Annotated in this window: 20 protein-coding genes; 9 read left to right on the forward strand and 11 right to left on the reverse strand. The window is 65.5% G+C overall.

The genetic code is table 11. The features are described 5' to 3' along the window. Positions 1-56 precede the first annotated feature (56 nt). A complete protein-coding gene (locus RJT48_RS09035) occupies positions 57-1,718 on the forward strand; it encodes a TraB/GumN family protein (RefSeq protein ID WP_311171934.1) in 1,662 nt (553 codons plus the stop codon). Further along, entirely contained in the window at positions 1,718-2,353 is a 636-nt protein-coding gene (locus RJT48_RS09040; protein WP_311171935.1) for a zinc metalloprotease, read from the forward strand. Before RJT48_RS09035 ends, RJT48_RS09040 begins: the two co-directional genes overlap by 1 nt. 61 nt (positions 2,354-2,414) lie before the next feature. On the opposite strand, the gene RJT48_RS09045 is transcribed toward RJT48_RS09040, so the two are convergent. Then, entirely contained in the window at positions 2,415-2,678 is a 264-nt protein-coding gene (locus RJT48_RS09045; protein ID WP_311171936.1) for a DUF8028 family protein, read from the reverse strand. A 347-nt stretch (positions 2,679-3,025) separates the two neighbouring features. On the opposite strand from RJT48_RS09045, the gene purM reads away from it, so the two are divergent. Beyond that, a complete protein-coding gene (gene purM, locus RJT48_RS09050) occupies positions 3,026-4,024 on the forward strand; it encodes a phosphoribosylformylglycinamidine cyclo-ligase (protein ID WP_311171937.1) in 999 nt (332 codons plus the stop codon). A gap of 67 nt (positions 4,025-4,091) precedes the next feature. Here purM and RJT48_RS09055 read toward each other — a convergent pair whose 3' ends face one another. After that, positions 4,092-4,634 (reverse strand): CBS domain-containing protein, encoded by a 543-nt coding sequence (locus RJT48_RS09055; protein WP_311171938.1) that lies wholly within the window; start codon positions 4,632-4,634, stop codon positions 4,092-4,094. Positions 4,635-4,690: 56 nt separating this feature from the next. Then, positions 4,691-5,080: a DUF555 domain-containing protein gene (locus tag RJT48_RS09060; protein ID WP_311171939.1), complete on the reverse strand. Its 390-nt coding sequence runs from the start codon at positions 5,078-5,080 to the stop codon at positions 4,691-4,693. A 357-nt stretch (positions 5,081-5,437) separates the two neighbouring features. On the opposite strand from RJT48_RS09060, the gene RJT48_RS09065 reads away from it, so the two are divergent. Then, complete coding sequence (locus RJT48_RS09065) at positions 5,438-5,620, forward strand: hypothetical protein (protein ID WP_311171940.1); 183 nt, start codon at positions 5,438-5,440, stop codon at positions 5,618-5,620. Between the two features lie 129 nt (positions 5,621-5,749). Continuing rightward, positions 5,750-6,481: an archaeal proteasome endopeptidase complex subunit beta gene (gene psmB / locus RJT48_RS09070; protein ID WP_311171941.1), complete on the forward strand. Its 732-nt coding sequence runs from the start codon at positions 5,750-5,752 to the stop codon at positions 6,479-6,481. A gap of 93 nt (positions 6,482-6,574) precedes the next feature. Here the strand turns inward: psmB and RJT48_RS09075 are convergent, their stop codons facing one another. After that, a complete protein-coding gene (locus tag RJT48_RS09075) occupies positions 6,575-8,107 on the reverse strand; it encodes a glutamate-cysteine ligase family protein (protein ID WP_311171942.1) in 1,533 nt (510 codons plus the stop codon). 123 nt (positions 8,108-8,230) lie between these two features. On the opposite strand from RJT48_RS09075, the gene ligA reads away from it, so the two are divergent. Further along, positions 8,231-10,015: an ATP-dependent DNA ligase LigA gene (gene ligA, locus RJT48_RS09080; protein WP_311171943.1), complete on the forward strand. Its 1,785-nt coding sequence runs from the start codon at positions 8,231-8,233 to the stop codon at positions 10,013-10,015. A gap of 115 nt (positions 10,016-10,130) precedes the next feature. Here ligA and RJT48_RS09085 read toward each other — a convergent pair whose 3' ends face one another. The 4 genes from RJT48_RS09085 to RJT48_RS09105 all read right to left on the reverse strand — a co-directional run bounded on the left by RJT48_RS09085 (position 10,131) and on the right by RJT48_RS09105 (position 16,116). After that, entirely contained in the window at positions 10,131-10,457 is a 327-nt protein-coding gene (locus tag RJT48_RS09085) for a DUF5615 family PIN-like protein (protein WP_311171944.1), read from the reverse strand. Next, a complete protein-coding gene (locus RJT48_RS09090; RefSeq protein WP_311171945.1) occupies positions 10,454-10,690 on the reverse strand; it encodes a DUF433 domain-containing protein in 237 nt (78 codons plus the stop codon). Before RJT48_RS09090 ends, RJT48_RS09085 begins: the two co-directional genes overlap by 4 nt. Positions 10,691-10,819: 129 nt before the next feature. Further along, positions 10,820-11,914: a DNA topoisomerase IV subunit A gene (locus RJT48_RS09095; protein ID WP_311171946.1), complete on the reverse strand. Its 1,095-nt coding sequence runs from the start codon at positions 11,912-11,914 to the stop codon at positions 10,820-10,822. A 77-nt stretch (positions 11,915-11,991) separates the two neighbouring features. Then, on the reverse strand, positions 11,992-16,116 hold the full coding sequence (locus RJT48_RS09105; protein WP_425604710.1) for an ATP-binding protein: 4,125 nt from the start codon (positions 16,114-16,116) through the stop codon (positions 11,992-11,994). A 345-nt stretch (positions 16,117-16,461) separates the two neighbouring features. Here RJT48_RS09105 and gyrB point away from each other — a divergent pair, with 345 nt between their 5' ends. Together gyrB and gyrA are read left to right on the forward strand one after the other, a co-directional pair. Next, positions 16,462-18,420 carry a DNA topoisomerase (ATP-hydrolyzing) subunit B gene (gyrB, locus tag RJT48_RS09110; RefSeq protein ID WP_311171947.1) on the forward strand — a complete coding sequence of 653 codons (1,959 nt, stop codon included), beginning with the start codon at positions 16,462-16,464 and terminating at the stop codon, positions 18,418-18,420. A 65-nt stretch (positions 18,421-18,485) separates the two neighbouring features. Next, positions 18,486-21,080: a DNA gyrase subunit A gene (gene gyrA, locus RJT48_RS09115; protein WP_311171948.1), complete on the forward strand. Its 2,595-nt coding sequence runs from the start codon at positions 18,486-18,488 to the stop codon at positions 21,078-21,080. A gap of 94 nt (positions 21,081-21,174) precedes the next feature. Here the strand turns inward: gyrA and rocF are convergent, their stop codons facing one another. Further along, complete coding sequence (rocF, locus tag RJT48_RS09120; RefSeq protein ID WP_311171949.1) at positions 21,175-22,083, reverse strand: arginase; 909 nt, start codon at positions 22,081-22,083, stop codon at positions 21,175-21,177. Between the two features lie 4 nt (positions 22,084-22,087). Then, entirely contained in the window at positions 22,088-23,008 is a 921-nt protein-coding gene (locus RJT48_RS09125; protein WP_311171950.1) for an NAD-dependent epimerase/dehydratase family protein, read from the reverse strand. A 208-nt stretch (positions 23,009-23,216) separates the two neighbouring features. On the opposite strand from RJT48_RS09125, the gene RJT48_RS09130 reads away from it, so the two are divergent. Then, positions 23,217-23,750 carry an Rrf2 family transcriptional regulator gene (locus tag RJT48_RS09130; RefSeq protein ID WP_311171951.1) on the forward strand — a complete coding sequence of 178 codons (534 nt, stop codon included), beginning with the start codon at positions 23,217-23,219 and terminating at the stop codon, positions 23,748-23,750. Positions 23,751-23,811: 61 nt separating this feature from the next. Here RJT48_RS09130 and RJT48_RS09135 read toward each other — a convergent pair whose 3' ends face one another. Then, positions 23,812-25,002: an NAD(P)/FAD-dependent oxidoreductase gene (locus RJT48_RS09135; protein ID WP_311171952.1), complete on the reverse strand. Its 1,191-nt coding sequence runs from the start codon at positions 25,000-25,002 to the stop codon at positions 23,812-23,814. Positions 25,003-25,105 lie beyond the last annotated feature (103 nt).

Here is a 25,105-nt window from a genome sequence, read left to right on the forward strand (position 1 = left end):
ACGCCGGAACAGCCGCTCCGACAGCGGTAAAAGCCGTGACGCGGTAGGGGAGTCAAATGAGTCAGGAAGCGGCCGGGGAAGGTCGCGTCCGCGTCGTCGGGACGGCACACGTCTCCGAGGAGAGCGTCCGCGAGGTCGAGGAGACGATCGACGCCGAGCGTCCCGACGTCGTCGCCGTCGAACTCGACGAGGGGCGGTACCGCCAATTAAAAGGCGGCGAACCGGACGACATCGAACCCGGTGACCTCCTCAGCGGCAACACGGTGTTTCAGTTCATCGCCTACTGGATGCTGTCGTACGTGCAGGCGCGCCTGGGCGACCGGTTCGACGTGACGCCCGGTGCGGATATGCTCGCCGCCGTCGAGACCGCCGAGGACCTCGGCATCGACGTCGCGCTCGTGGACCGCGACATCAACGAGACGATGCGGCGGTTCTGGTCGCGGATGAGCTTCGTGGAGAAGCTGCAGATGATCGGCGGCCTGGCGTTCGGCATCGGCGACAGTCGGGGTGTCGGCCTCGCCGGCGGCGTCATCCTCGGCGTGTTACTCGGCCCGCTCGTGGCGATTTTCGGCGGGAGCGTCGGGCTCGGGCACCCAGTGCTCTCGCGGATTACGGGCGGTGTCGTCGTCGCCGTCGGCGTCGCCGCCGCGATCTGGGTCTTCGGCTCCTCGGTCCTTTCGACGGAGGATCGACTGCTCGCAGCGCTGGCGGCCGGCATCGGGATCGGCGGTGTTGCCGGCGTCGGCTTCGGGCTGGCGGCGCCGGTCGTCGACGCGCTGGGCGATTTCACCGTCCGCGTCGTGGGGAGTATGGCGGTCGGGATCGTCGGCGGCCTGCTCGTCGGTGGCGTCATCGGCCAGCTTGCGGCGGTCTTCGGAGCCGCGGAGGTCGACGACGTCGAAGAGATCGATATGTCGCGGATGACCGACACCGACGTCGTGACCGCGATGATGGAGGAGTTCCGGCAGTTCTCGCCCGGTGGCGCAGCGGCGCTCATCGACGAACGGGACGCGTTCATCGCGTACAAACTGGTCGCGCTCCGGCAGTCCGGCGCAGACGTCCTCGCGGTCGTCGGCGCGGGCCACCGCGAGGGGATCGAACGCTATCTGGAACACCCCGAGGAACTCCCGCCGATGGCCTCGCTGACGGGAACGGACGGGGGCGGGATCCCGTGGGGGAAGGTCGTCGGCACTGCCATCTCGGTGGTCGTGATCGGCTTCTTCGTGCTCCTGGCGCTGTCGTCGGCCGGCGACGACACGCTGCTGCGGTTGTTCGGCGCGTGGTTCCTCGTCAACGGCATCTTCGCCGCGGGGCTGGCGAAGGCCGCGGGCGCGCGGTGGTCCTCCTCGCTCGTCGGCGGCGCGGTGGCGTGGATGACGTCGATCAATCCGTTCCTGGCACCAGGCTGGTTCGCGGGCTATATGGAACTCCGGCACGACCCGGTGAACATCTCCGACATCAGCACGCTCAACGACCTCCTGGCCGACGAGGAGAAGCCGATCGGCGACCTCGTCGAGGAGATGTTTTCGGTGCCGCTGTTCCGCCTCATCATCGTCGTCGCCGCGACGAACATCGGGAGCATCGTCGCCTCGGCGCTGTTCGTCGCGTACCTGCTGCCGCTTTTCGCCCTTGATCTCGGCGGGGCGGCCGGCGTGACGCGACTGCTCTTCGAGGGCGCACGGAACGGCTGGGAGATCCTCTGGGGGTCGGTGGCGTAATGGACGTCGCCAATCTCTCGTTTAGCTCCCGGGAACTCCGGGATCTCGCCGCCGCGTGGATCGCTCTCGGCGTCGCGTTCGCGCTCTTCTTCGCCGGCGGGGGCCAGCGCGCGGTGCTCGGTATCCTCGAAGGGGGAATCGTCGGCCCCGTGCTCGTCAGCCTGCTGACGGCAGGCGTCGGCTTTCTGCTCCACGAAATCGCCCACAAGGTCGTCGCCGTTCGGTTCGGGCAGGTCGCGGAGTTCCGCGCCGACTACGGAATGCTGTTTCTCGCGGTGGTGAGCGCCCTCGCCGGTTTCATCTTCGCGGCTCCCGGCGCTGTCCACCACCGGGGACGGCTGACCGCGCGCGAACACGGCCTCATCGCGCTGGCCGGTCCGGCGACGAACGCCGTGCTTGCGGCGATCTTCCTGCCGGTGTTTCTGATCGGCGCCACGGTCGGCGCCGAATTCCTGGCGCTCGTCGGGTCACGCGGGCTCATAATCAACCTCTTTCTGGCGGCGTTCAATATGCTCCCGTTCGGCCCGCTCGACGGGAAAACCGTGCTCGGCTGGAGCAAGTCCGTCTTCGTGGCCGTTTTCGTGCCCGCGATACTCCTCACTGCGGGCGCGTTCCTCGTCGGGTTCGGCTTCTAGAACGATATCTCGGTGCTCCGTCTCCCTCGGCGACTGAACGCTGTCCTGAGGCCGCCGCCAGCTACGGGGAGGGGTCGTAGTCGTGGCCGAGGACGAACGCGAGGGCGTTGATCGCGACGAGGGCGACAAAGAGGAACAGCTCTCCGCCGGTCAGCCCGCCCAAAAGCAGCGGGAAGTACGTGAAGGGGAGGACGATCGCGGCCCAGAAGCTCACGACTGTGAGGCCCTGGAGGCTCGTTCTGACGGCTGTGTTTGCGACGCTGAAGCCGCGACGGAGGGAGTCACGTTCGAGGGAGGACTCGAGGGAGCGGGGGACACTTGACATCTGTTTCGCCTCACTACCCTATAGGAGAGACAACCACATATAATGCCCAGAGCGTTCAGTCGTTTCGTGACGGTTTATCGGGGGTTATAGACTTTTTACCGATGTTTCAATACTCTCTCTAAATGGTCGATAAAGTTTAAAACGCCTTCTAAAACTGTAACTCGGATTCGGAGAGCTATCGTCCTCTACTGGCCACCGGTTTCGAATCCGTGGTCGTCGGTCCCCGAGATGCGGGCGGCAAGACGTCGTCGACGCCCCGAGGCGCGGACGCTCGGCCCCGATCCTCGATCGACCGCCTCGCGTCCGAGACCGGACGTATTTTCTCCCCCGGCCGCGGGAATTCGGATATGACCGAGGAGGCGGCTGACGGCGGCACAGGATCCGAAGGAGAAGAACTGACCTACGCCGAGGCGGGTGTCGACATCGAGGCGAGCGAGGCGGCGACAGCGGCGCTGATCGGCGCGGTCGGCGAGAGCGAGGGCGACTACGCCGGCCTGCTCGATATCGGAGACCGATATCTCGCGCTCGCGACCGACGGCGTCGGGACGAAACTGCTCGTCGCGGAGGCGCTCTCCGACTACTCGACGGTCGGGATCGACTGCATCGCGATGAACGCCAACGACCTCGTCGCCGCCGGCGTCCGCCCGGTCGCGTTCGTCGACTACCTCGCTGTGGACGAACCCGACGAGACTTTTTCCGAGCAGATCGGCGAGGGGCTCCGCGCCGGCGCCGACGAAGCCGACATCGAACTCGTCGGCGGCGAGACGGCTGTGATGCCGGAGGTGATCAAGGGGCTCGATCTGGCGGGGACCTGCGCCGGCCTGGCCGCGAAGGACGCGATCTTCGCTGGCGAGGCCGAACCGGGCGACGCGCTGGTCGGCTTTCCCTCCTCGGGGATCCACTCGAACGGCCTGACGCTCGCGCGGACCGCGGTCACGCGCGACTACGAGTACACCGATCCCTGTCCGTTCGGCGAGTACGACACGCTCGGCGCGGCGCTGCTCGAACCGACGCGGCTCTATACCTACCTACTCGATCCGATGCGAGAACACGACGTCAGGGCCGCCGCCCACGTCACCGGGGGCGGCTGGACGAACCTCGAACGGCTGGGCGATCACCGCTACGTCGTCGACGACGCGTTCGACCCCCAGCCGGTTTTCGAGTTCGTCCAGTCGGAGGGGAACGTCTCCGACGAGGAGATGCACCGGACGTTCAATATGGGGACGGGCTTCGTCTGCGCGCTCGCACCTGCCGACGCCGAGGCGCTGGCAGAGGCGACTGACGGCCGCGTGATCGGTCGCGTCGAAGCGGGAGAAGAGGTCTCGATTCGTGGGCTGGAACTCTGAGTGCGGCGGTGAAGTCCCTCGGGGCAAGCCCGGAGGCACTCGCCTTGTCGATCTGTAGACGGCGCCGCTACAGGTGGGCGGCGACGTCCGCCTCGGTGATGATCCCGATCGTCTCGCCGCCTTCGACCACGAGCACGGCCGAGTGGTGATCCAGCGCCGCGTCGATCTCTTCGAGCGTTGCCGACCGCTCGACGGTCGTGACGGACTCGCGCATCACGTCGGCGACCGGCAGTGTGCCGACGTCTTCGCCCTCCTGGGCGTGCCGAATGTCGCTGTTGGAGATGAGGCCGACCGGCCGGCCGTCGCGGATGACGGGCAACTGCGAGAACCCCTCGTCGAGCATCACGTCCCGCGCGAAACGGACCGAGTCGTCGGGCGCGACGCTCACGACGTTCTCGTTCATCAGGTCGTCGGCGCGAACGATGCCGCCCTCGGCTTCCTCGAGGGCGTTGACGATTCGCCGAAGCGTGGACAGCCGTGGGTCGACGTCGCCGCCCTCGATCCGCGCGATGAGCGGCTGGGAGACGCCGGCTGTCTCTGCGAGGGTGCTCTGGGTCAGGTCTAACTCCGTGCGACGCTGCCGCAGATCCTCGGGGGTCGGGAGCTCCATACTGCTAATTACCCGAAGTTATACGAAAGTGTTTCGGGCGCGTCCCGCCCGCGGGGTCACTCGTCGGAGTAGACCCGGGTGTCGTCGTCTTCCTCCTCGTCGGCTTCGGTCTCGATCACTTCGATCACGGAGAGCGGGACGTCCCGAAGCGCGCCGCCGACTTCGCTTTTCGCAATGCGGGAGGCGTGTTCCTCGCTGTCGGCGTTGAACACGTCGATCTCCAGGACGAGTCCGACCAGGGCCGTGTTGGCGGCGATGAACGCCGAGTCGAACGGCTCCCCACAGGCGGGACACGGCGTCGCCCCCACCTCGACCTCGACGTACTCCTTGTTCTTGTCGTTCAGTCGCTTGCCGGCCTCGCTGACAGCGACGCCGATCGCGTCGTCGATGTCCTCGACGTCGCGGACCAGCCACGCGGCCTCCATCGCGACGAGATAGTTGCTCATACGCTTCCGACGTGCCGTGGGGTTTCGTGTCTTGTGGTTTGCGCGTGTCGGAGATGGATACAGTCGGTTTGCGTCAGCTCGGTGTGACGAAGTGCTCGCCAGAGGTGCGGCCGGGGGAATCGCCAGACATCCGTTCGGGAGGATCGCCGGGCGCGTACGCGACGTCGATACTGCTCATAACTTATGCGAACGAGCGGTGCAGATGACTGCGCTCTTACGACACCAATCGGCCCAGTCGACTTCGGTGGTCGTCGGATCGGGTCAGAAAGTAGAATCGCACCACAGCGTCGACCCTATCCCGACCGACGGCTGGAAAGACTTATATACTCCCGTCGCTCCAGACCGAGCAAGCCGATGATGAAAGACCTGCACCGGGGCGCGGCCTTCTTGCTGTACCAGACGACGCTGCTCTTCGGTATCCTGGCGATGCCGATCGCGCTGTTCGCGCGACGACTGGGGCTGACGCTCCCGGTCCGCACGCTGATCGAGACCGCCGAACGGACCTACGAACGCACGGACGGCCGCCGCGGTCACCGCTGACTGGACGCCGACGCTTTTTCCGCGGGGTTGACGGACGCGTAGTCCCCTGTCCAGGGATGGAAGACACCGATACGGGCAACCCCGGAGGGAAGGGTGGCATTTATCTGCGGCGGGCAACTACCCCAGGTAATGCGTACCCCCACGAGCGACGACGCCTCGGGACGTCTCGATCCGCTGAACGGCGAGCACGCTGACGTGTTCTCGCCGGAACTCGGCGAGTTCACCAACGCGGAACACCGTGCAGAGCAGATGAGCGACAAGGAGACGAAGACGGGAACGACCACCGTCGGGCTGAAAACGTCCGAGGGGGTCGTCCTCGCGACGGACATGCGCGCCAGCCTCGGACGGATGGTGTCCTCGAAGAACGTCCAGAAGGTCGAGGAGATCCACCCCAGGGGCGCGCTGACCATCGCGGGGTCGGTCTCGGCCGCCCAGTCGCTCATCAGTTCCATCCGCGCTGAGGTCCGTCTCTACGAGGCCCGACGCGGCGAGGATATGAGTATGCAGGCGCTGTCGACGCTCCTCGGGAACTTCCTGCGCTCGGGCGCGTTCTTCATCGTCCAGCCGATCCTCGGCGGCGTCGACGAGGAAGGCCCCCACATCTACAGCATCGATCCCGCCGGCTCGATCCTCGAAGAGGAGTACACCGTCACCGGGTCGGGTAGCCAGTACGCCCTCGGTGTCCTCGAACAGGAGTACGACGAGGAACTGTCGATCGAGGAGGCAAAGACCGTCGCCGCCCACGCGATCGACAGCGCCGTCGAGCGCGACCTCGCGTCCGGCAACGGGATGAACGTCTGTGTCGTCACCGAGGAAGGCGTCGACATAACCCAGCACAAGGACTTCGAGGACCTCCTGTAGAACGGCGACGCTTCGGTCGAGTTTCTCGGGGCCGCTTTCGATCAGTCGGAATCGAGATCCGAACCCGCCCGGCACGTCGCCGGACGGGTGGTTTTAGAGCCAGTCAGCGAACGATCCGTCCAGCAGCGTCTCCCGCTGATTCCGCACGTAGTCGCGCTGCATCGCCCAGACGGCGTCCTCGAAGGACGCCCCGTCGGCGAGGTACTCTCTGACGCGGGCGATCTTCCAGTCGGCCGGTGTCGTCCCTCGTTGGACCCGCGCTCGGAGCGGTTCGACGTGCCGCTCGGCCTCCGATTCCGAGCACCCGGCGGCCGTGAGGCCGTCGATCGCGTGTGCGAAGATGTCGTCGTAGACACGTTCCGTCTCGACGGTCTCGGCGCCGTCGTTGCAGATCCACCGCTGGCCGCTGTCGAGGCCGCCCCGCATCGCGGCGTAGAAGTTCTCGCGGGCGGTCGACCACTGCTGGTCGGTCGCGGGGTGCTGACGGCGCGGGAGGCTCTCCATCAACCCGGCGAAGGTGGCTTGAAACGCGAGCGAGTCCCGAACGGTCGGCTGGGCGGCGATCGGCCGGAACTCGATACGGGCGTTCGCCGACGAGCGGGACGCGCCGTCGAACACCGGACGGACCCAGCGCCAGTAGGTGCCGTGCTTGCGGCGGAGGGTCGCGAACTCGTCGTCGAAGCGGTTGCCCGTCGGCACCGGCATCGGGACGACCGTCGCGTCGCCGGCGACCCGGTCGACCGCCTCCTCGACGCTGTCGAGGTCCCGGGGGAAGCGGACCTTCTCGACGTCGTCGGTGTTGAGCACCGACTCGAAGACCAGGATGCGGTTCTCGGCGTAGCCGTCTGTGAGGATCTTGCCGGCGCCGACGTCGTCGTAGAGATCCGGCGGGAAAAACGGGGAGTTCGTCGCCAGCGCCAAGAGCGGCCCGGCAACCCGGAGCGCGTAGTTGAAATACGTCGGGAGGTCGGCGGCGTGGGCCACCTGAAAGTGCGGCTGGATGGAGGTGATGAGCGATTCGGGCATCACCGTATCGGCCGAGAGCGTGACGTTGGGCGCGTCGATGGTCATCTCCTCCGGCGCGGCAGGGCCGTTGGCCATCGCGTGATACCGCTCCGAGCCGCTCATATTCGTCGCGATCCGGATGCCCTCGGCCTCGACGCTGTTGGTCAGATACCCGCGAGCGGTCTCACCCGCCGGCGGAATCGTCCACATTCCGTCGCTCACCAGTTGGATCCCCTCGGCGCTCGTACATTCCTGCGCCGCGGCGAGGCGGGCGCGGACCTCCGACTCCTGTGCCCGCAGGCCGTCGGGGTTCAGCGGCTGTGGGTTGGTCGTCATCTCCGCGTTGTGGAGGCCCAGTTCCTTCTCGAAGCCGATGAGATCCAAGAGTCGACGCGGCACCCGCATCAGCGCGTAGATGCCCGCGTCGTCGGACGCCTCCCACCGGCCGTCGGCGACGGCGTAGAACTCGTACTCGAGCCCCACGATCGACTGGTGGTTGTCGAACGTCCCCTCGTGGAGTTCGGACTTCACCAGATCGGCCTCCGTCCGCGCTTTCGCCTCGAACTCCTCGACGTCGACAGCGAGTGCGTCCCGGACCGACGCCGCCAGGTCCTCGGTCATAGCCAATCGTGGGCAATCGGAAGTCTTCAATCCCGCGCTTCGTGCAGTAGGAGTCACTTCCCCGGACGGAGCCACCGCGACGAGTCGGGGGACTCTTGTCCGACGCGCCGAAACGAGCGCCCGATGCAGTTCGCCGAGTTCGCCGCACGCGCCGCCGACTTAGAGGAGGAACCGGGCGACCTCGCGACAATCGCGGCGGTCGCAAACCTCCTCGCCCGCGCCGACGAAGATCTGCCAACTGTCGTGCGGTTCCTTCTGGGACGCGTCTATCCTGCCTGGGACCCGACGACACTCGATATTGGCCCCGCCCTCCTGCAGGCAGCCATCGCCAAGGCCGCGGGGCCGAACGTCGACGCCGCGGACGTGGAGGCCGAACTCGCGGCTGTCGGAGAGATCGGCGCCGTCGCCGAGGGCTACGACTTCGGCGGCCAACGCGGCCTCGGCGCCTTCACCGACGGACAGAGCGGAGGGAGAAGCGCCGGAAGCGACCTCTCCGTCGCCGAGGTCGACGAACGGCTCCGTTCGATCGCGACAGCGGCGGGAGAAGGAAGCGAGAGTCGACAGCTCGACATCCTCTTCGGGCTGTTCAACAGCGCCTCCGCGACGGAAGCGAAGTTTCTCGCCCGAATGGTGCTCGGCGAGATGCGGATCGGTGTCGGCGAGGGTACGGTCCGGGACGCCGTCGCCGCCGCCTTTCTCGATTCAGACGAGGAGACCACCAGAAGCGACGGGGATATCGACGAAGACGACGACAATGCCGCCGAGCACGACGGTGGCGCCGAGGCGGAGCACACCCGCCCGACCGACGATGCGGTCGCCACGGTCGAGCGCGCGCTGCAGGTCTCGAACGACTACGGGATGGTCGCTCGCGTCGCCCGCGAAGAGGGCCGCGAGGGGCTCGACGCGATCGGCCTCGAGGTCGGCCGCCCGGTCCAGGCGATGCTCGCACAGGCCGGCGAGGCGACCGAGGCGATCGAAGCCTGGGGCGAGGCAGTCGTCGAGACGAAGTTCGACGGGGCGCGGGTCCAGGTGCACTACGACGGCGAGACGACGGCGCTCTTCTCCCGGAATATGGACGACGTCACCGATCCCCTGCCGGAGGTCGTGGAGTTCGTCGAGTCGGCCGTCGGCGTCCCGGTCGTTCTCGACGGAGAGGTCGTCGCGGTCGACGGCGAGGGGACGCCGCTGCCGTTCCAGGAGGTGCTCCGCCGGTTCCGCCGGAAGTACGACGTCGAGCGGATGCGCGAGGAGGTCCGCGTGGAACTCCGCGCGTTCGACTGCCTCCACGTCGACGGCGAGGATCTGCTGGACGCGCCGCTCACCGACCGGCTGGACCGACTCGACGATCTGCTCGGCGACACCGACGCCGTCGCCGATCCGACGATCACGGACGATTCCGCGGAGATCGAAGCGATCGAAGAGGACGCACTCGCGGCGGGCCACGAGGGAGTGATGCTGAAAGACCCCGCTTCGACGTACGCGCCGGGCAAGCGCGGGAAGAACTGGCTGAAGCGCAAGCCGGACGTCGAGACGCTGGATCTGGTCGTGACCGGCGCGGAGTGGGGCGAGGGACGCCGCGCGAATCTCCTCGGGACGTTTCTCCTGTCGGCGCGCGTCGACGGCGGAGAGTATCAGACCATCGGGAAGGTCGCGACCGGGATCACCGACGAGGAACTCGAAGCGCTGACCGACCGGCTGGAACCGCATATCGTGACCGAAGACGGCCAGACGGTGTCGATCGAACCCGCGGTCGTCTTCGAGGTCGGCTACGAGGAGATTCAGCGCTCGCCGACGTACTCCTCGGGCTACGCGCTCCGTTTCCCGCGGTTCGTGACCGTCCGTAAGGACAAATCGCCGGCCGACGCCGACAGCCTCGAACGAGTCGAACGGCTCGCTGACGGGGGATAGCGCTCAGTGTGATATCGCGGGTCCGGTCGTCGAACCATCTCGGTAGCTGTCAGGAATTACCTAACTGGCACAGCCGCTCGATACGGACGGTGGCGTGGTCAATAGAGTCGGAACTCTACAGATATTGGATGGACCGATCATCATGTGGCCGGTACTGCAGGTGCTCGTCGACAGTCTTCACGACGTCGCCGATTTGCCCTCCAGCCTGCTGCACGTAGATGACGCCTGTATGTTCCAACTCCTCACCTTCGACGAGCGAAAGGAAGTCGTCATCGAACGTCAGGAGAAGCCAGTCATTTTCGACTGCATACCGCAACTGCTCGTGGTCCGGTTCGCCGAGAGTTCCTTCGTCCCGGGCTGTGCGAACGGTCCATCCTCGTCGACGGAGACCGTCGGCGACTGGAATCCAGATGCTCTCGTCACAGTACAGCGGCCTCGTCATACAGAGGCGGGCTCAGACGAGGAGGGAGAAGATCTGAAATCCTCGATGTGCTCGTAGTAGTACGCTAACGCTCGATGGACGTCTCCGAGACTGAGATCGGGATACAGTTGCGTGATCTCGTCGGGATCGTAGCCGCTGTGTTCGTACGCCGAGGCGATATCCTTCACACGAATTCCCGTCCCTTCGATCGTCGGCGCACCGTCGCTGTGTTCAGGATCCCGGACGATTCCCATACGTGTAATTGAACCTGTAGTGACTTGAACTGCGGGGTCGTGTTCTGACCTTTCAGCTCGTATGCTTACCAGGTGATTGATTCAACAATCACTATCACTACCGCACCGTGGAGTTCGACGCCGACCGGACTACACCACGCCCATCGCCGACAGCCGCTCGGGGAGGTACGTCTCCGTCACGAAGTCCAGCCCGCGGGACGCCAGCGACTGCTGTTCGGCCTTTTTCTCGATGTCGAGTTGGAGTTCGATCTGCTCGCTCCAGTAGTCGGTCTGGAACCGCGGATCCTCCAGTTCCGACTCCAGGGCGTTGATGTCCGAATCCGCCAGGGGATCGGTCGGGAGGTCGTATTCGACGATGTCCTCCGGCTGGATCCCGACGAAGCGCGCCTCCGGCGTCGCGAGGTACTCCGAGAGGTGCGCAGATTTGATCGAGCCGTACGCGACCGAGCCGTAGATCCGGTAGGACCACGGGTCGCCGTCTGTGAAGACCACGACCGGGAGGTCGAGTTCGTCGTGGAGCCGCTTCGTGATCCGTCGGGTCGCCCGTGCGGGCTGGCCTTTCAGGTGGACGACCAGGCAGTTGTACTCCTCGTCGAAGCCGTTCTCGACGAGGCGGTCGCGCATCCCGCCGGTCTCGACACAGAGGACGAAGTCGATGTCGTGATCGAGGAAGTCGATCGTATCCGGATTGTTCGGAATCTGGTAGCCGCCCTCGCCGACGTCTTTCTGACAGTGGATCTCCCGCTCGCCGCGGCGGGTCTGCTCGCGGAGTTCCAGCGGCCCCATCAGGGTCGCGCCCGACTCCTCGGGCCGCATGTGGAAGTCCTCGCGGGTGACCTCCGCGACGATCTCCAAGTCCTCGATGAGCTGGTTCGACTCGTCCTGGCTGGAGAACTGCGCCTCCTCGTTGTCCCACGACTCCGAGAGGTAGTACAGTTCACGCAGCGTCGAGGAGCGACCCTGCTCCAGTTGGTTCACGAGGAACTCGATTGCGTACGCCGCCTTCAGGAGCTTCCGTGCGCCACGGACGCTGTTTGCCGACCGCGTCGAGGTTCGGTCGCCGTACACCCACACCTTCGAGTCCTCGTCGAAGACGATGTTCGATTTCGTCCGCGTGGGGATCTCCATCCGTGGGACTTCCCCCGACGCGAACTGGTCGTAAAACTCCGCGGCGAGGTCGATGAGGCGTTCCTGTGCCAGATCGTCGTCTGATTTCGTACTCATTGTGGTAGCTCGGGTAGTTTTGCGCTCATTGTGGTAGCTCGGACAGTTTCGTGCTCATTGTGGTAGCTCCGTCCGACTCAGGCGTTGATCGTCAGTTTCTCGGCCTCGACGCCGTCGACGTCGACGTCGAAGGACGGGTCGCCCGCGGCGGTGTAGGTGAGTTCAGCCGACTCGCCCGACGGCACCGACGGTTCCCAGGAGATGAACCACTCGCCGTCGAGGGAGACGGCGCTCGCGTCTTCCGGAAGATCCGACGGTTCGGCCGAGACGATATCCGTGATTTCCGGGTTCTCGCTCCGGTCGGAGTGGTTCTCGACGACGAGTGTGACCTCGTCACCGTCGACGTTGCGTTCGATACTCACGTTGTTCATAATCTGTGCGAGCGCGCCGTCGATGTTCGGCCGGGGGCGGTTCGTGACTTCCGAGAGTTTGTCGGCCATCTCGGGCAGGATCCGACCGAGGACGTCCTGTTTCTCCCGCCGCTTCTGCATCGACCGTCGCTTGTTCAGATACGATTTGAGTTCGCGGGCGGCCTCGCGGACGGCCAGTTCGATCTCGTCTTCGATCTCGGGGATGTTCGCGACCGCGTCCTTCGACTCGCTCGTGAAGGGCACGTTCGTCGAGGCGACGTGGATCATAATCACCGCCGGGCCGCTCGGCATCCCCGAGCCGCCGGGCTGGTCGAGCCCGTAGTTGCGCCAGCCGATTCCCTTGATCACGTCGGTCGTGGCACACGCTCCGCGCTTGTAGACGAGGGGAACGCGGTTCGCGAACCGGAGCAGCCCGACCGTCCCGTCTTCCAGTTCGCCGCCGTAGGCGATGCCGGCCTCGACGACGAAGGGATCGCCGCCGTGGACCTCCGCGTCCCGCGTCGCCGCGGCGTAGAAGTCGGCGTCGAACTCCTTCCGTAAGCCGGCCTCGACGAGTTCGGCCGTGATCGGCGACAGGCAGTTCGTCGGCGGCGCGAGGATGTCGGTCGCGCGCATCGCTTCGAGCAGTTCCGAGGCGATATCGCGGGTGTCGGCGATCGTCCCGACCTTCGGCACGTCGTCGGGAACCGTCCGCATCGCGCTCCAGACCGCCTCGACGACGTTCTCGCGGGCCGTCTCGCCGAACGAGGTGTCCTCGTCGACGAGCCGATCCGCCGAGCGGTCGACGTAGTCGACGAGCGTCTCGCGGGTGGCCCGGTGTCTTGGGTCGCCCTTCCGGAACTTCTCGGCCAGTCGCTCGGCGAGTCCCGCGATCGTCGCGTCGTCCTTCCGGGTGCTCGTGGCCTCGTCGACCAGGGAGTACAGATCCGGGTCGAGATCCGAGGTCAGAACGGCCCAGGCCGCCTCGACCGCGTTCTCCCGGACCGTCGCTCCGAAGTTCGCGTCGAACTCCGCTTCGACGTCGTCGGCGACGGTGTCGACGATCTCCGAAAGCTCCGAGTGTGCCGTCCGCTCCCGCGATGAGAGCGTCTCGGCGACCCGTTCGGCGAACGCCGCCGTCGCCTCAGCGCCTTTGTTGGCGACGGCGTCCTCGATTGCTGTCTCCAGCGGGGTCTCGGGATCCCGCGGGACCGCCCAGCCCATCTCGCGGCCGAAGTGTCGGTCCCGGAATCGATCCAGGACTTTCTTGGCCGTCTTCGAGCCGACGCGGGTGAACTCCTCCTGCAGGAACCCCGACACCGAGTACGACTCGGTCGCGTCGAGCATCCTGATGAGCATCCCCAGTTCGACGCCGTGTGGGTGCGGGCGGATCTCCTCTGTCTCGGCCGGCAGGGAGGCGCCCTCGACCCGCTCGTAGCGTCTCGGCTCGTCGAGCCCGGGTTCGTCGAGGACCAGCCGTGCGTGCGGATTGACGACCGCGGTGTGTTTGATGTAGTCGTGGAGTTGCGTTCGGGCCCGCATATTCGCCTCCATCTCCATCTCGATGCGTGTCCCGTGCGTCGGCGAGAGGTCCGACTCGCCGGGGGCGCGCTCTTCTTCGACGGAAATCTCCGGCTCGTTGGTGTCGGTGTCGATGATGAGCTCGAAGTACTGCGCGCGCTCTGCGCGCTGCGTCCGGGAGGTGATCTTCACGGGTTTGCCTGATGTCTCCTGAGCGTACAGTACAGCCGCTGAGATGCCGATTCCTTGCTGGCCGCGGCTGTTTTTCACACACAGCGCGCCGTCGTTCGCGACGACGAAGTTCTCGTCTCTGCCGGTCGCACCCGGGACCGAGATATCGTAGACGTAGTCCGGTGGATCGATCTCCTCGACGGATTTCACGGGCAGGAGGCAGACGTCAGTGTCGGTGAGGCCGTGGAGGTTCCGTACGACATCCCAGAGCTGTTCCAGCCGTTCAGTCGCGTAGCCATCCGCGTCGAGAAGTCCCTTCTCCTTGAGGTTGTGCGCGTATCGCGGCGCGTCGATCTGCGTGCCGTTCACCGCGTCATCGATGAGGGCCCGGTACTCCCGGGCGTACTCGATACTGGAGCCGACCCCCGCGCCCATCAGGAGACCCGCTATCGAGTCCGGAACTGTCTTTTTATCGACGTCTTCGACGGCGACGTTTTCGAGGAGCGCGGTTGGGATTCGCTTGTACTGCTGTTCGGTCGGGTCTTCGGTCTCGAAGACGTCCAGTAGTCCGGCATCCGCTCCGTACACCTTAGTCCGATATCGCGTGCCTCCAGTATCACTGTACCCGCTCGTATCGGTCGCTACTTCTGTGCTCGCGACGACGCCCTGCATATTCCACAGCGTCGAAAGCTGCCGGGCGAGGGTCTCGCTCGTGGTCGTGTGGGAGAGTTCGTTGCTCGGATGTGAATCGGATCCGTCGCCCTGATACAGGGCAGCGATGAACCGCTGTTGCAGTTCGCTGTCGAACTCGAAGACGAACGGGGGAATCCGCTTGTTTTTCGAGGCGTCGCCACAGACGGATTTCAGGAACATCGCCAGCGGCGATCCGAACGCTTTCACACGCGTCGAATTCCGCTCGCGTTCGACCGTCGTCGTCGATCCGGTGAGTCCGACGATAGCTTGCTCGGTCGCTTCGATCAACTCGGACTCGTGAGAACCGAACGTGAAGCCGACCTGCCGCGGCCCGACGTGTCCCTCCGAGATGTAGTATGCGAGCAGTTCGACGAACTCATCGTCGACCGGGACCGTGACCGGAACTGTCGTCTCCTCGCCGCCGACGCGGTAGGTCTTCAGTTCACAGTCGTCGGCGCGGTCTTCCCAGCCGAGTTCGAGGACTTTTTCGGCCGGTAGATAGCCCTTTTCTACGTAGTTGTTTTCGAGACTATCCCGAAGAATGTCGACACCCTCGTAGCGGTAGTAGTAGCGCCGTCGGTTGCTGTCGGCCGACGGCTTCTTCCGGACGGTCTCGTCGGTCCTGAGTTCCGCTATCGTCTCCTCGTCGAACCCGTAGACGTAGAGGCGTCGATCCTCGAGTTGATCGGGCGCGATGTGTTCGAGAAGGTTGATCTCCGTTACCGGTTCCTCTGGACCCGGAAGCCGACGGGGAGCCAAGACCGTGTCTCCGGCCTCGAGTTCGCCAGCTTTCACTTCCTCCGTTCCTCGATCGGGGGCGATCGAAAACAGGCTGTGGTTCCCGGTGACCTCGACGGAGCGCCCCCGGGCGGTCTCGATCCGGTACACCCGCTCGTCGGTCTCGTGGCGGATCGCGTGCGTCACCGGTTGCCAGGTCATCTCGTGGCTCTCGCGGTCGAACGACGGTACCTCAACATCGTCCGGGACGGGAGCCGTGTCGGCGCCTTCCCGGGAGAGATACGCGTCGCAGAGGACGCCGATCGCCACGAACTCGACGTCACCGTTTCGGCGGACGAGGAGCTTCTGATCCGGCGTCAGCGACTGCTTCCTGGCGTGAAACCGGGAGCCATAGAGGAGTTTCCCGAAGACTTTCGGGATCTGCTCGCGGGTGATCCCGGGGCCGTTGTCCTCGACGATCAGCGTGTAGTAATCGCCCGACTCCCTGATCTCGACGGAGATATCCGGCTTGATCCCGGCCTCTTCGGTGGCGTCGAGGGCGTTGTCGACCGCCTCCTTGACGGCGGTGACGAGCCCTCTGGCCCCCGACCCGAAGCCGAGCATCTGCTTGTTCTTCTCGAAGAACTCGGCGATGGAGATCGCCCGCTGGCCCCCCGCCAGCTCCTCGGCGATCCCGACGTCCTCCTCCTCGGCTTCCTCCCCGCCGAGTTCCGACTGAAACGAGGTCATTCTGTGCGCCACCCTACCCGACGTACGGTTAAGAAGGGTTCGACAGCGGAGCGGAAGTGAAATCGGCGGAACGGGAGACAGCGAGTGGCGGGTGAACCCGGCCGAGCATCCGGCGACGCCCGGGACTATGGCTCCGTCCCAGCATTAGGTGAAGCCTGGAGCGGTCGATCCTATCTCAGCATTAGGCGAAGCCTGGAGCGGTCAACCCTATCTCAGCATTAGGCGAAGCCTGGAGCGGTCAACCCTATCTCAGCATTAGGCGAAGCCTGGAGCCCTTCACACGTTGAAACGCGCCCGCGCGTGCGAGGGTTTATGAGTGGAGATGAACTAACCCCTGTACGTTCAATGTCACGCGAAACTGAGTACGGGGCCGGGCAGATCCAGGTCCTCGAAGGGCTCGAGGCCGTCCGGAAGCGCCCGGCGATGTACATCGGGTCGACTGACTCCCGCGGTTTACACCATCTCGTCTACGAGGTCGTCGACAACGCGATCGACGAAGCGCTCGCGGGGTACTGCGACCACATCACGGTCACGCTCCACGACGACGGGTCGGTGTCGGTCTCGGACAACGGCCGGGGCGTCCCGGTCGACACGCACGAGCAGTACGACCGCCCCGCCGTCGAGGTCATTATGACGGTCCTCCACGCCGGCGGGAAGTTCGACAACAAGTCCTACCAGGTCTCCGGCGGGCTCCACGGCGTCGGCGTCTCGGTCGTCAACGCGCTCTCGCGACGCCTCGACGTCGAGATCAAACGCGACGGGGCGCTGTGGCACGACAGCTTCGACCACGGGGAGCCGAAAGAGGGCGCCTTCGAGCGCGTCCGCGACCTCGACCCCGACGAGGAGACCGGGACGACGGTCCGCTTTTGGCCCAACGGGGAGATCTTCGAGACGGTCGAGTTCGAGTTCTCCACGCTCGAAAACCGGCTCCGGGAACTCGCATTCCTCAACTCCGGGGTCGAGATCCAGTTGATCGACGAGCGGGGATCGGATGACGACGCGGCCGGAACGGCGGACGACTCCGACGCCGAGCGCCGAGAGCGCACTTTCTGCTACGAGGGCGGCATCCGCGAGTTCGTCCGCTATCTCGACGAGACGAAGACGGTCATCCACGACGACGTCATCTACTACGCCGACAGCGAGGACGGGATCGAGATCGAGGTGGCGTTGCAGGCCACCGAGGAACTCCAGGGGTCGATCCACGCCTTCGCGAACAACATCAACACCCGCGAGGGCGGGACCCACCTCACCGGCTTCAAGACCGCGCTCACCCGCGTCGTCAACGACTACGCACGCGAACACGACCTCCTCGGAGACCTCGACTCCCTGAAGGGCGAGGACGTCCGCGAGGGGCTCACCGCGGTCATCTCGATCAAACACCCCGACCCGCAGTTCGAGGGCCAGACGAAGACGAAACTCGGCAACAGCGACGTCCGCGGCATCGTCGAGTCGATCACCCACGAGAAACTGGGTACCTATCTCGAAGAACACCCCGACACCGCCGGGGCAATCGTCGGGAAGGCCGTCGAGGCCGCGAAGGCGCGAAAGGCCGCAAAGCAGGCCGAGGAGCTCACCCGCCGGAAGTCGGCGCTGGAGTCGACGTCGCTGCCGGGAAAGCTCGCGGACTGTCAGAGCCGCGATCCCGCCGAATCCGAACTGTTCGTCGTCGAGGGCGACTCCGCGGGCGGGTCGGCGAAGCAGGGCCGCGACCGGCGGTTCCAGGCGATCCTCCCGATCAAGGGGAAGATCCTCAACGTCGAGAAACACCGGCTCGATCGGGTGCTGGAGAACGACGAGGTCCGCGCGCTCATCACCGCGATCGGCGCGGGCGTCGGCGAAGAATTCGACATCGACGACGTTCGGTACGAACGTATCATATTGATGACAGATGCGGATGTTGACGGAGCCCATATCAGAACGCTGCTTCTGACGCTTCTGTACCGGCATATGCGGCCGCTCGTCGAAGCCGGCTTCGTGTACGCCGCGAAGCCGCCGCTGTACCGCGTCCGGAAGGGCGGCAAGACCTACGACGCGATGACGGAGGCCGAGCGCGATCGGATCGTCGAGGAGGAGTGCGACGGCAACCCAACGCAGGTCCAGCGGTTCAAGGGGCTCGGCGAGATGAATCCCGATCAGCTCTGGGACACGACGATGAACCCGGAGAACCGCATCCTCAAACAGATCACCGTCGAGGACGCCGCCGCGGCGGACAAGATGTTCTCCGTGCTGATGGGCGACGCCGTCGAACCGCGCAAGCAGTTCATCAAGGACCGAGCGACCGACGCCAAATGGGTGGACATATAGATGCAATTCCGACGCGCACGACGTGGCCGAATGACGCAAGTCGATGGACACGAGGTGGCCGATAGATGAGTTCTGACGCACCGAGAGAGTTCGACCCCGGGGCGGGAATCGCCGCGGAGGTCGAGACCGCGCGCATCGAACAGGAGATGGAGCAGTCCTACATCGACTACGCGATGTCGGTCATCGCGGGGCGGGCGCTCCCGGACGTCCGCGACGGCCTCAAGCCCGTCCACCGGCGAATCCTCTATGCGATGCACGAGTCGGGCGTGACCGCCCGCTCCTCACACCGGAAGTCCTCCTCGATCGTCGGGGAGACGATGGGTGACTACCACCCGCACGGCGACTCCGCGATCTACGACACGCTCGCACGGATGGCGCAGGACTTCTCGATGCGCTACCCGCTGGTCGACGGCCAGGGGAACTTCGGCTCCGTCGACGGCGACCCGCCGGCCGCGATGCGGTACACCGAGGCGCGGATGTCGCCCATCGCCGAGGAGTTGCTCGACGACATCGAGATGGACACCGTCGACTTCACGTCGAACTACGACGACCGGCTGACGGAGCCGGAGGTCCTCCCCGCGGCGTTCCCGAACCTGCTCGTCAACGGCTCCTCGGGCATCGCCGTCGGGATGTCGACGAACATCCCGCCGCACAACCTCGGAGAGGTCATCGACGCGACCGTCCACCTCATCGAACACCCCGACTGTACGATCGAGGACCTGATGGAGTACGTCAAGGGGCCGGACTTCCCGACCGGCGCGAACATCGTCGGCCGCAACGCGATCCACAAGGCGTACAAGACGGGTCGCGGCCGCCTCCGCGTCCGCGCGGAGTTCGAGGTCACCGACGACCGGATCGTGATCACGGAACTCCCCTTCCAGGCGAACAAGGCGCGGCTGGTCGAGCGGATCGCCGACGACGTCAACGAGGGGAAGATCGAGGGGATCCGTGACCTGCGCGACGAGTCCGACCGCGACGGCATCCGCGTCGTCATCGAACTCAAGCGCGGCGCCAACCCCGAGGTCGTGAAAAACCAGCTGCTGGAGCACCACCTCGAATCGACGTTCGGCGTCATCAACCTCGCCCTAGTCGACGGCCAGCCGCAGGTCCTCACCCTCAAGGAGACCCTTGTGGAGTATCTCGACCACCGGCGCACGGTCGTCCGTCGGCGCTCCCAATACGAGTTACAGGAGAAGGAGGACCGCGCGCACATCCTCGAAGGCCGCCTGACGGCGCTCGAAAACGTCGACGACGTCGTCGAGGTCATCCGCAACTCCGAGAGCCGCGACGACGCGAAGGCGGCGCTGCGCGGCGAGCACGTCGTCGAGGCCGACGGCGAACCCCTGCCGTCCTTCGACTTCTCGGAGGACCAGGCCGACCACATCGTCGCGATGCAACTCGGATCGCTCACCGCGATGGAGGCCGACGAGATCCGCACCGAGTACGAGGAGGTCCAATCGCGGATCGACCGCCTGGAGACGATCCTCAACGACCCCGACGAACTCGACGCGGTCGTCAGGACGGAGCTCTTGGCGATCAAAGACGAGTACGACGACGACCGCCGGACGTCGATCATCGAGGACACCGGCACCGTCACCCACGAGGACCTCATCGCCGAGGAGGACGTCGTCGTCGTCGTCACCGAGGACGACTACATCAAGCGGATGCCGCTGGACCGGTTCAAGGCCCAGCACCGCGGCGGCAAGGGCATCATCGGCACGGGGCTGAAAGAGGGCGACCGGGTGTCGTCGGTGTACGTCGCCAGCACCCACGATTACCTGCTGTACTTCACCACCCACGGGAAGGTCTACCAGCTGAAGACCTACCAGGTCCCGGAGATGTCCCGGACCGCCCGCGGGAAGTCGGCGGTGAACCTGCTCGATCTCGACGACGGCGAGGAGATCACCGCGGTCGTCAACACCGCCGAGATGGATACCGACGCCGACGAGTACCTCACGATGGTCACCCGCGAGGGGTACATCAAGCGCACGAGCGTCGATCAGTTCCAGAACATCCGCTCGACGGGGATCATCGCCACGAAACTCGACGACGATGACGCCCTGGTCGACGTCGAGGTGACCGACGGGGACAGCGACCTGCTCCTCGCGAGTCGCGAGGGGATGTCGATCCGGTTCGAGGAGGCCGACGTTCGAGCGATGGGCCGCTCGGCCCGCGGCGTCCGCGGAATCCAACTGGAGGGCGACGACGAGGTGGCCGCGCTCGCGGCCGTCGAACCCGACCGCACAAGCTGGGTGCTCACTGTCACCCAGAACGGCTACGGCAAGCGGACCGACATCGACCAGTACCGCCGGCAGTCCCGGAACGGGAAGGGACTCATCGACATCAAGACGAACGAGCGCAACGGCCTCGTCTGCGAACTGGAGACCGTCGGCCCCGGCGATCACCTGTTCGTGATGAGCGGCGACGGGCAGATCCTCCGCACGCCGGTCGAGGACATCTCGACTGTCGGTCGGAACACGATGGGGGTCACGATTATGGATCTGGAACCGGGTGACGCCGTCGCCAGCGTCGACGTCCACTTCGCCGGCGAGGACGCCGAGGATCCGCCCGCGGAGACCGAAGCGGACGTTGAGGACCCGTCTGAGGAGCCCGGAGTGGACGCTGAAGACCCGTCTGAGGAGTCCGACGCGTCCGAGTAGCGGCGAGTACATCCGGGCCCGGAACGATCCGGCGTATTTCACCGGAAACGTGGTGTGTTCGGCTGTCTCACAGGACCGCCACGAGGGCCGCAGTTCAGAGGATCCGCTTGCCGAGCGCACTCGCCGCCAGTTCCGTCGCGAGCGACGCGGTCTCGTTGTGTTCGTCGAGGATCGGGTTCACCTCGACGAGTTCCAAAGAGCGGAGACAATTGGACTCGGCGACGGCTTCCAGCGCCGCGTGGGCCTCGCGGTAGGTGACGCCGCCGCGGACGGGCGTCCCGACGCCGGGCGCCTCACGCGGATCCAGCCAGTCGAGATCGAGGCTCACGTGGATGCCGTCAGTCCCGCCCGTGGCGACGTCGAGCGCGTCGGCGACGACGGCGGAGATCCCGCGGGCGTCGATGTCGGACATCGTGAAGGCCGTCACGTCGCTATCGGCGATGGCCGCTCGTTCGGCTTCGTCGACGTCCCGGAGTCCGACGAGCGCGACGTTCGACGCATCGAGACCGGCGGCGTTCGCCCATTCGACGTCCTCGAAGGCGCCGATGCCGAGCAGCGCCGCGAGCGGCATCCCGTGGACGTTTCCGGACGGCGAGGTCTCGGGCGTGTTGAAGTCGCCGTGTGCGTCGAACCAGACCGCGCCGACATCCGCCTCCCGAGCCGAACCGACGACCGACCCGATCGCGACCGAGTGGTCGCCGCCGAGAACGAGCGGGAGGGCGCCGTCGGCGAGTATTCGGTCGACCCGGTCGGCCAGGCGGGTCGCGACCTCGCGCGTCTCCCGGAGGAACAGCGTCGAGCCAGCGGCCAGGGTTTCGACCTCCGGATCCCGTTCTTCGGGGCGTGGCGCGCGGACATCACCGTCGTCGACGACATCACGTCCAATGTTCGTCAGTTCATCCGCGAGACCGGCGTAGCGAATCGCTGACGGGCCCATATCGACGCCGCGGCGGTTCGCGCCGTAGTCGACCGGCGCGCCGACGATCCGGACGGGCTCTTTCATCGCCTCAGTCCTCCAGATACGGTTCACAGACGCGGGCGACGCCCTCCGCGAAGTCGATTTCGGGCTCCCAGCCGGTCGCCTCCTGGATCTTCGTGCTGTCGGCCATCGTGTCGTGGACGTAGACGTCCAGCGGGTTCTCGACGTATTTCGGCTCGACGTCGGTCCCGAGTTCGTCGTTGATCAACTCGATCATCGTGTTGAACGTGTAGCTCTCGCCGGTGCCGAGGTTGTAGATCCCCTGCAGGCGGTGGTCGGCCGCGAGTTCGATTCCCCGGACGATGTCGTCGACGTGCGTGAAATCGCGGGTCTGGGTGCCGTCGCCGAACACCTCCGGTCGCTCGCCGTTGGCGATCTTGTGGGTGAACTGCGCGACGGTGTTTGCGTACTCGCCTTTGTGCTCCTCTGCGCCGCCGTACCCCTGGTAGACGGAGAAGAAACGCAGCCCGGCGAGCGTCATATCGTAGTGGTGATGGAAGTACTCGCCGTACTTCTCGCGGGCGAGTTTCGACGCCTCGTAGCAGGTCCGTGCCTCCACCGGAAGCTCCTCGGGGGAGGGCTCTGTTCGAGAGCCGTAGATCGACGAGGTCGAGGCGTAGACAACCGTCTCACAGCCGTCCTCGCGGGCCTGTTCGACCGCGTTGACGAATCCCTCGACGTTCACGCGAGTCGCGTCGCGTTTGTGCTCCTCGGCCATCGTGTACGAGGAGTACGCCGCGAGGTGAAACAGCACGTCGACGTCCGCGGTCGGGAGGTCGTCGTCCAAGACGCTGGCGTCGACGAACTCGACGTCGTCGTCGATGTTCTCGGGCGTGCCGAGGTGAAGGTCGTCGACGGCGATTACCTCGTTGTCCGTCGCGAGGTGATTCGCGAGGTTCGAGCCGATGAATCCGGCCCCGCCGGTCACCAGAACGCGTTGATTTTGCATACCTACTACACACACGAGGGCTCACAAAGTGGTGTCGAATAGCGGTCGACGAATCAGACAGCCGGTCGTGTCGATCGCTGCCGATTTCCCCAAGAGGCGAGTCGAAAATCCAACGAACGCGTCCCAATCGAACGAAAATCGGGAGACTGTTTCACACTCCGTTCATCCATCCACCGGATTTAAGACCGTATACGGCTTAGCAGACTGTATGTCATCCATCGAGCTGACGTCCAGTCAGAAAACTATTCTGACGGCATTGATTAACCTACACCGGGAAACCGAGGACGCGGTAAAGGGCGAGGATATCGCAGAAGAGGTCGACCGGAACCCGGGGACGATCAGAAACCAGATGCAGAGTCTGAAGGCCCTCCAGTTGGTCGAGGGTGTTCCGGGCCCGAAGGGCGGGTACAAGCCGACAGCGAACGCCTACGAGGCACTCGACGTCGACCAGATGGACGAGCCGGCGTTCGTCCCGCTGTATCACGACGGCGAGGAGGTCGACAACGCCAACGTCGACGAGATCGACCTCTCCTCGGTTCATCACCCGGAGCTGTGCCGCGCGGAGATTCACATCCAGGGCTCGGTCCGCGAGTTCCACGAGGGCGACAGCGTCACTGTGGGGCCGACGCCGCTCTCGAAGCTCGTGATCGAAGGCACCGTCGACGGCAAAGACGACACGAGCAACATTCTCATCCTCCGGATCGAGGATATGCGCGCGCCCGTCGAAGAGCCGTCGCACTGACGCGCCGGTAGCTCGGAAAAACTGCCGTCTGGCTTCGCTCTTTTTCGTCCCTCGTGACCGCTCAGAGGCTGTCCCACGCCTCGACCGCGTCGCGCGGCGAGGCGATATCGGCGATCCAGCGGGCGGCGATGGTCTTCTTCAGCGTCCGCGCGGCGGGGCCGCCGAAGACGTTCATCGGGACGTCGCCGACCATCGGCAGTTTGACGCCGTGGGCAACGGCGTCGTCGCCGACGGAGACAACGGTCCCCTTGTCGTCGTGGCGCCACGTCTTCAGCGGCCTGCCTTCGATGGCGCGTGCAACGTTCTCGCCCGCCACGTCGGCGGCCTGCCAGGCGGCCTGGGCCGTCGGCGGGGCGATCGCGTCCGGCCCCTGTTCGACCAGCGCCGTGTCGCCGACCGCGAAGACCCGGTCGTCCGACGTCTGGAAGTCCGCGTCGGCGTTGATCCGCTTCGAGCGGTCGTCCTTCTCGACATCGATGCCGTGAACCTCCTCGTGGGCGGTGATGCCCCCGGTCCAGACGAGGACGTCGTACGGCAGTTCTTCCGGCTCGACCTCGTCGCCGCCGCCGATGTAGACCGCATCCTCCCCGGCCCGCGAGATGAAATCGCCCGTGAGGATTTCGACGTCGAGCGCCTCGAGGCGCTTGCGGAGCGCACCCTGCAGTTCCGAGTCGTTGCCGGGGAAGATCTCGTCGAGCCCCTCGACTAGCGTGATCTCGATCGGCGCCCGGTGCTCGTCGCGGTACTCGGCGATCTCGCCGGCGGTCTGGATTCCCGAGAGGCCGGCGCCGCCGACGACGACCTGTGCAGGATCGTCGCGGGAGGCCGCTTCGGCTGCGTCCCGGATGTCCGCGTGGATCGCACGCGCGTCGTCGAGTCCTTTCAGCTGGTGAGCGTGTTCTTGTAGCCCATCGATTCCGAAGAAGGCGGTGCTGGAGCCGAAAGCCAGCAGTAGATAATCGTACTCGACCTCGTCGTCTTCGAGTTCGACCACTCGCTCGTCGACATCGACGTCAGTGACGTGTCCTTTGCGGAACTCCGTCGACGGGGATTTGATCTCGTCGACCGGGATGGCGATCTTCGATTCGACGCTGGGATCGCGGATGCACCGATGAACCTCGTGCAGGACGAGGTGGTAGTCGTTCTCCGAGATCCACGTGAGATCCGTCTCCGCATCGAGTTGCTCTTCGAGACGCGCCACGGCGCCGGCGCCCGCATACCCGGCTCCGACAACGACGACCTGTGTACTCATAGGTGGATGCGTCTCAGGAGGCCTCGGATAAAGGGACTGCGGAAACGGTCTTCGAGGAGCAGCCCACGCTACCGGTGGATTTTCCGGGGTCGGCCAGGCACCT

The sequence above is a fragment of the Halobellus ordinarius genome (genome assembly GCF_031823395.1).
Lineage (GTDB): Archaea > Halobacteriota > Halobacteria > Halobacteriales > Haloferacaceae > Haloquadratum > Haloquadratum ordinarius.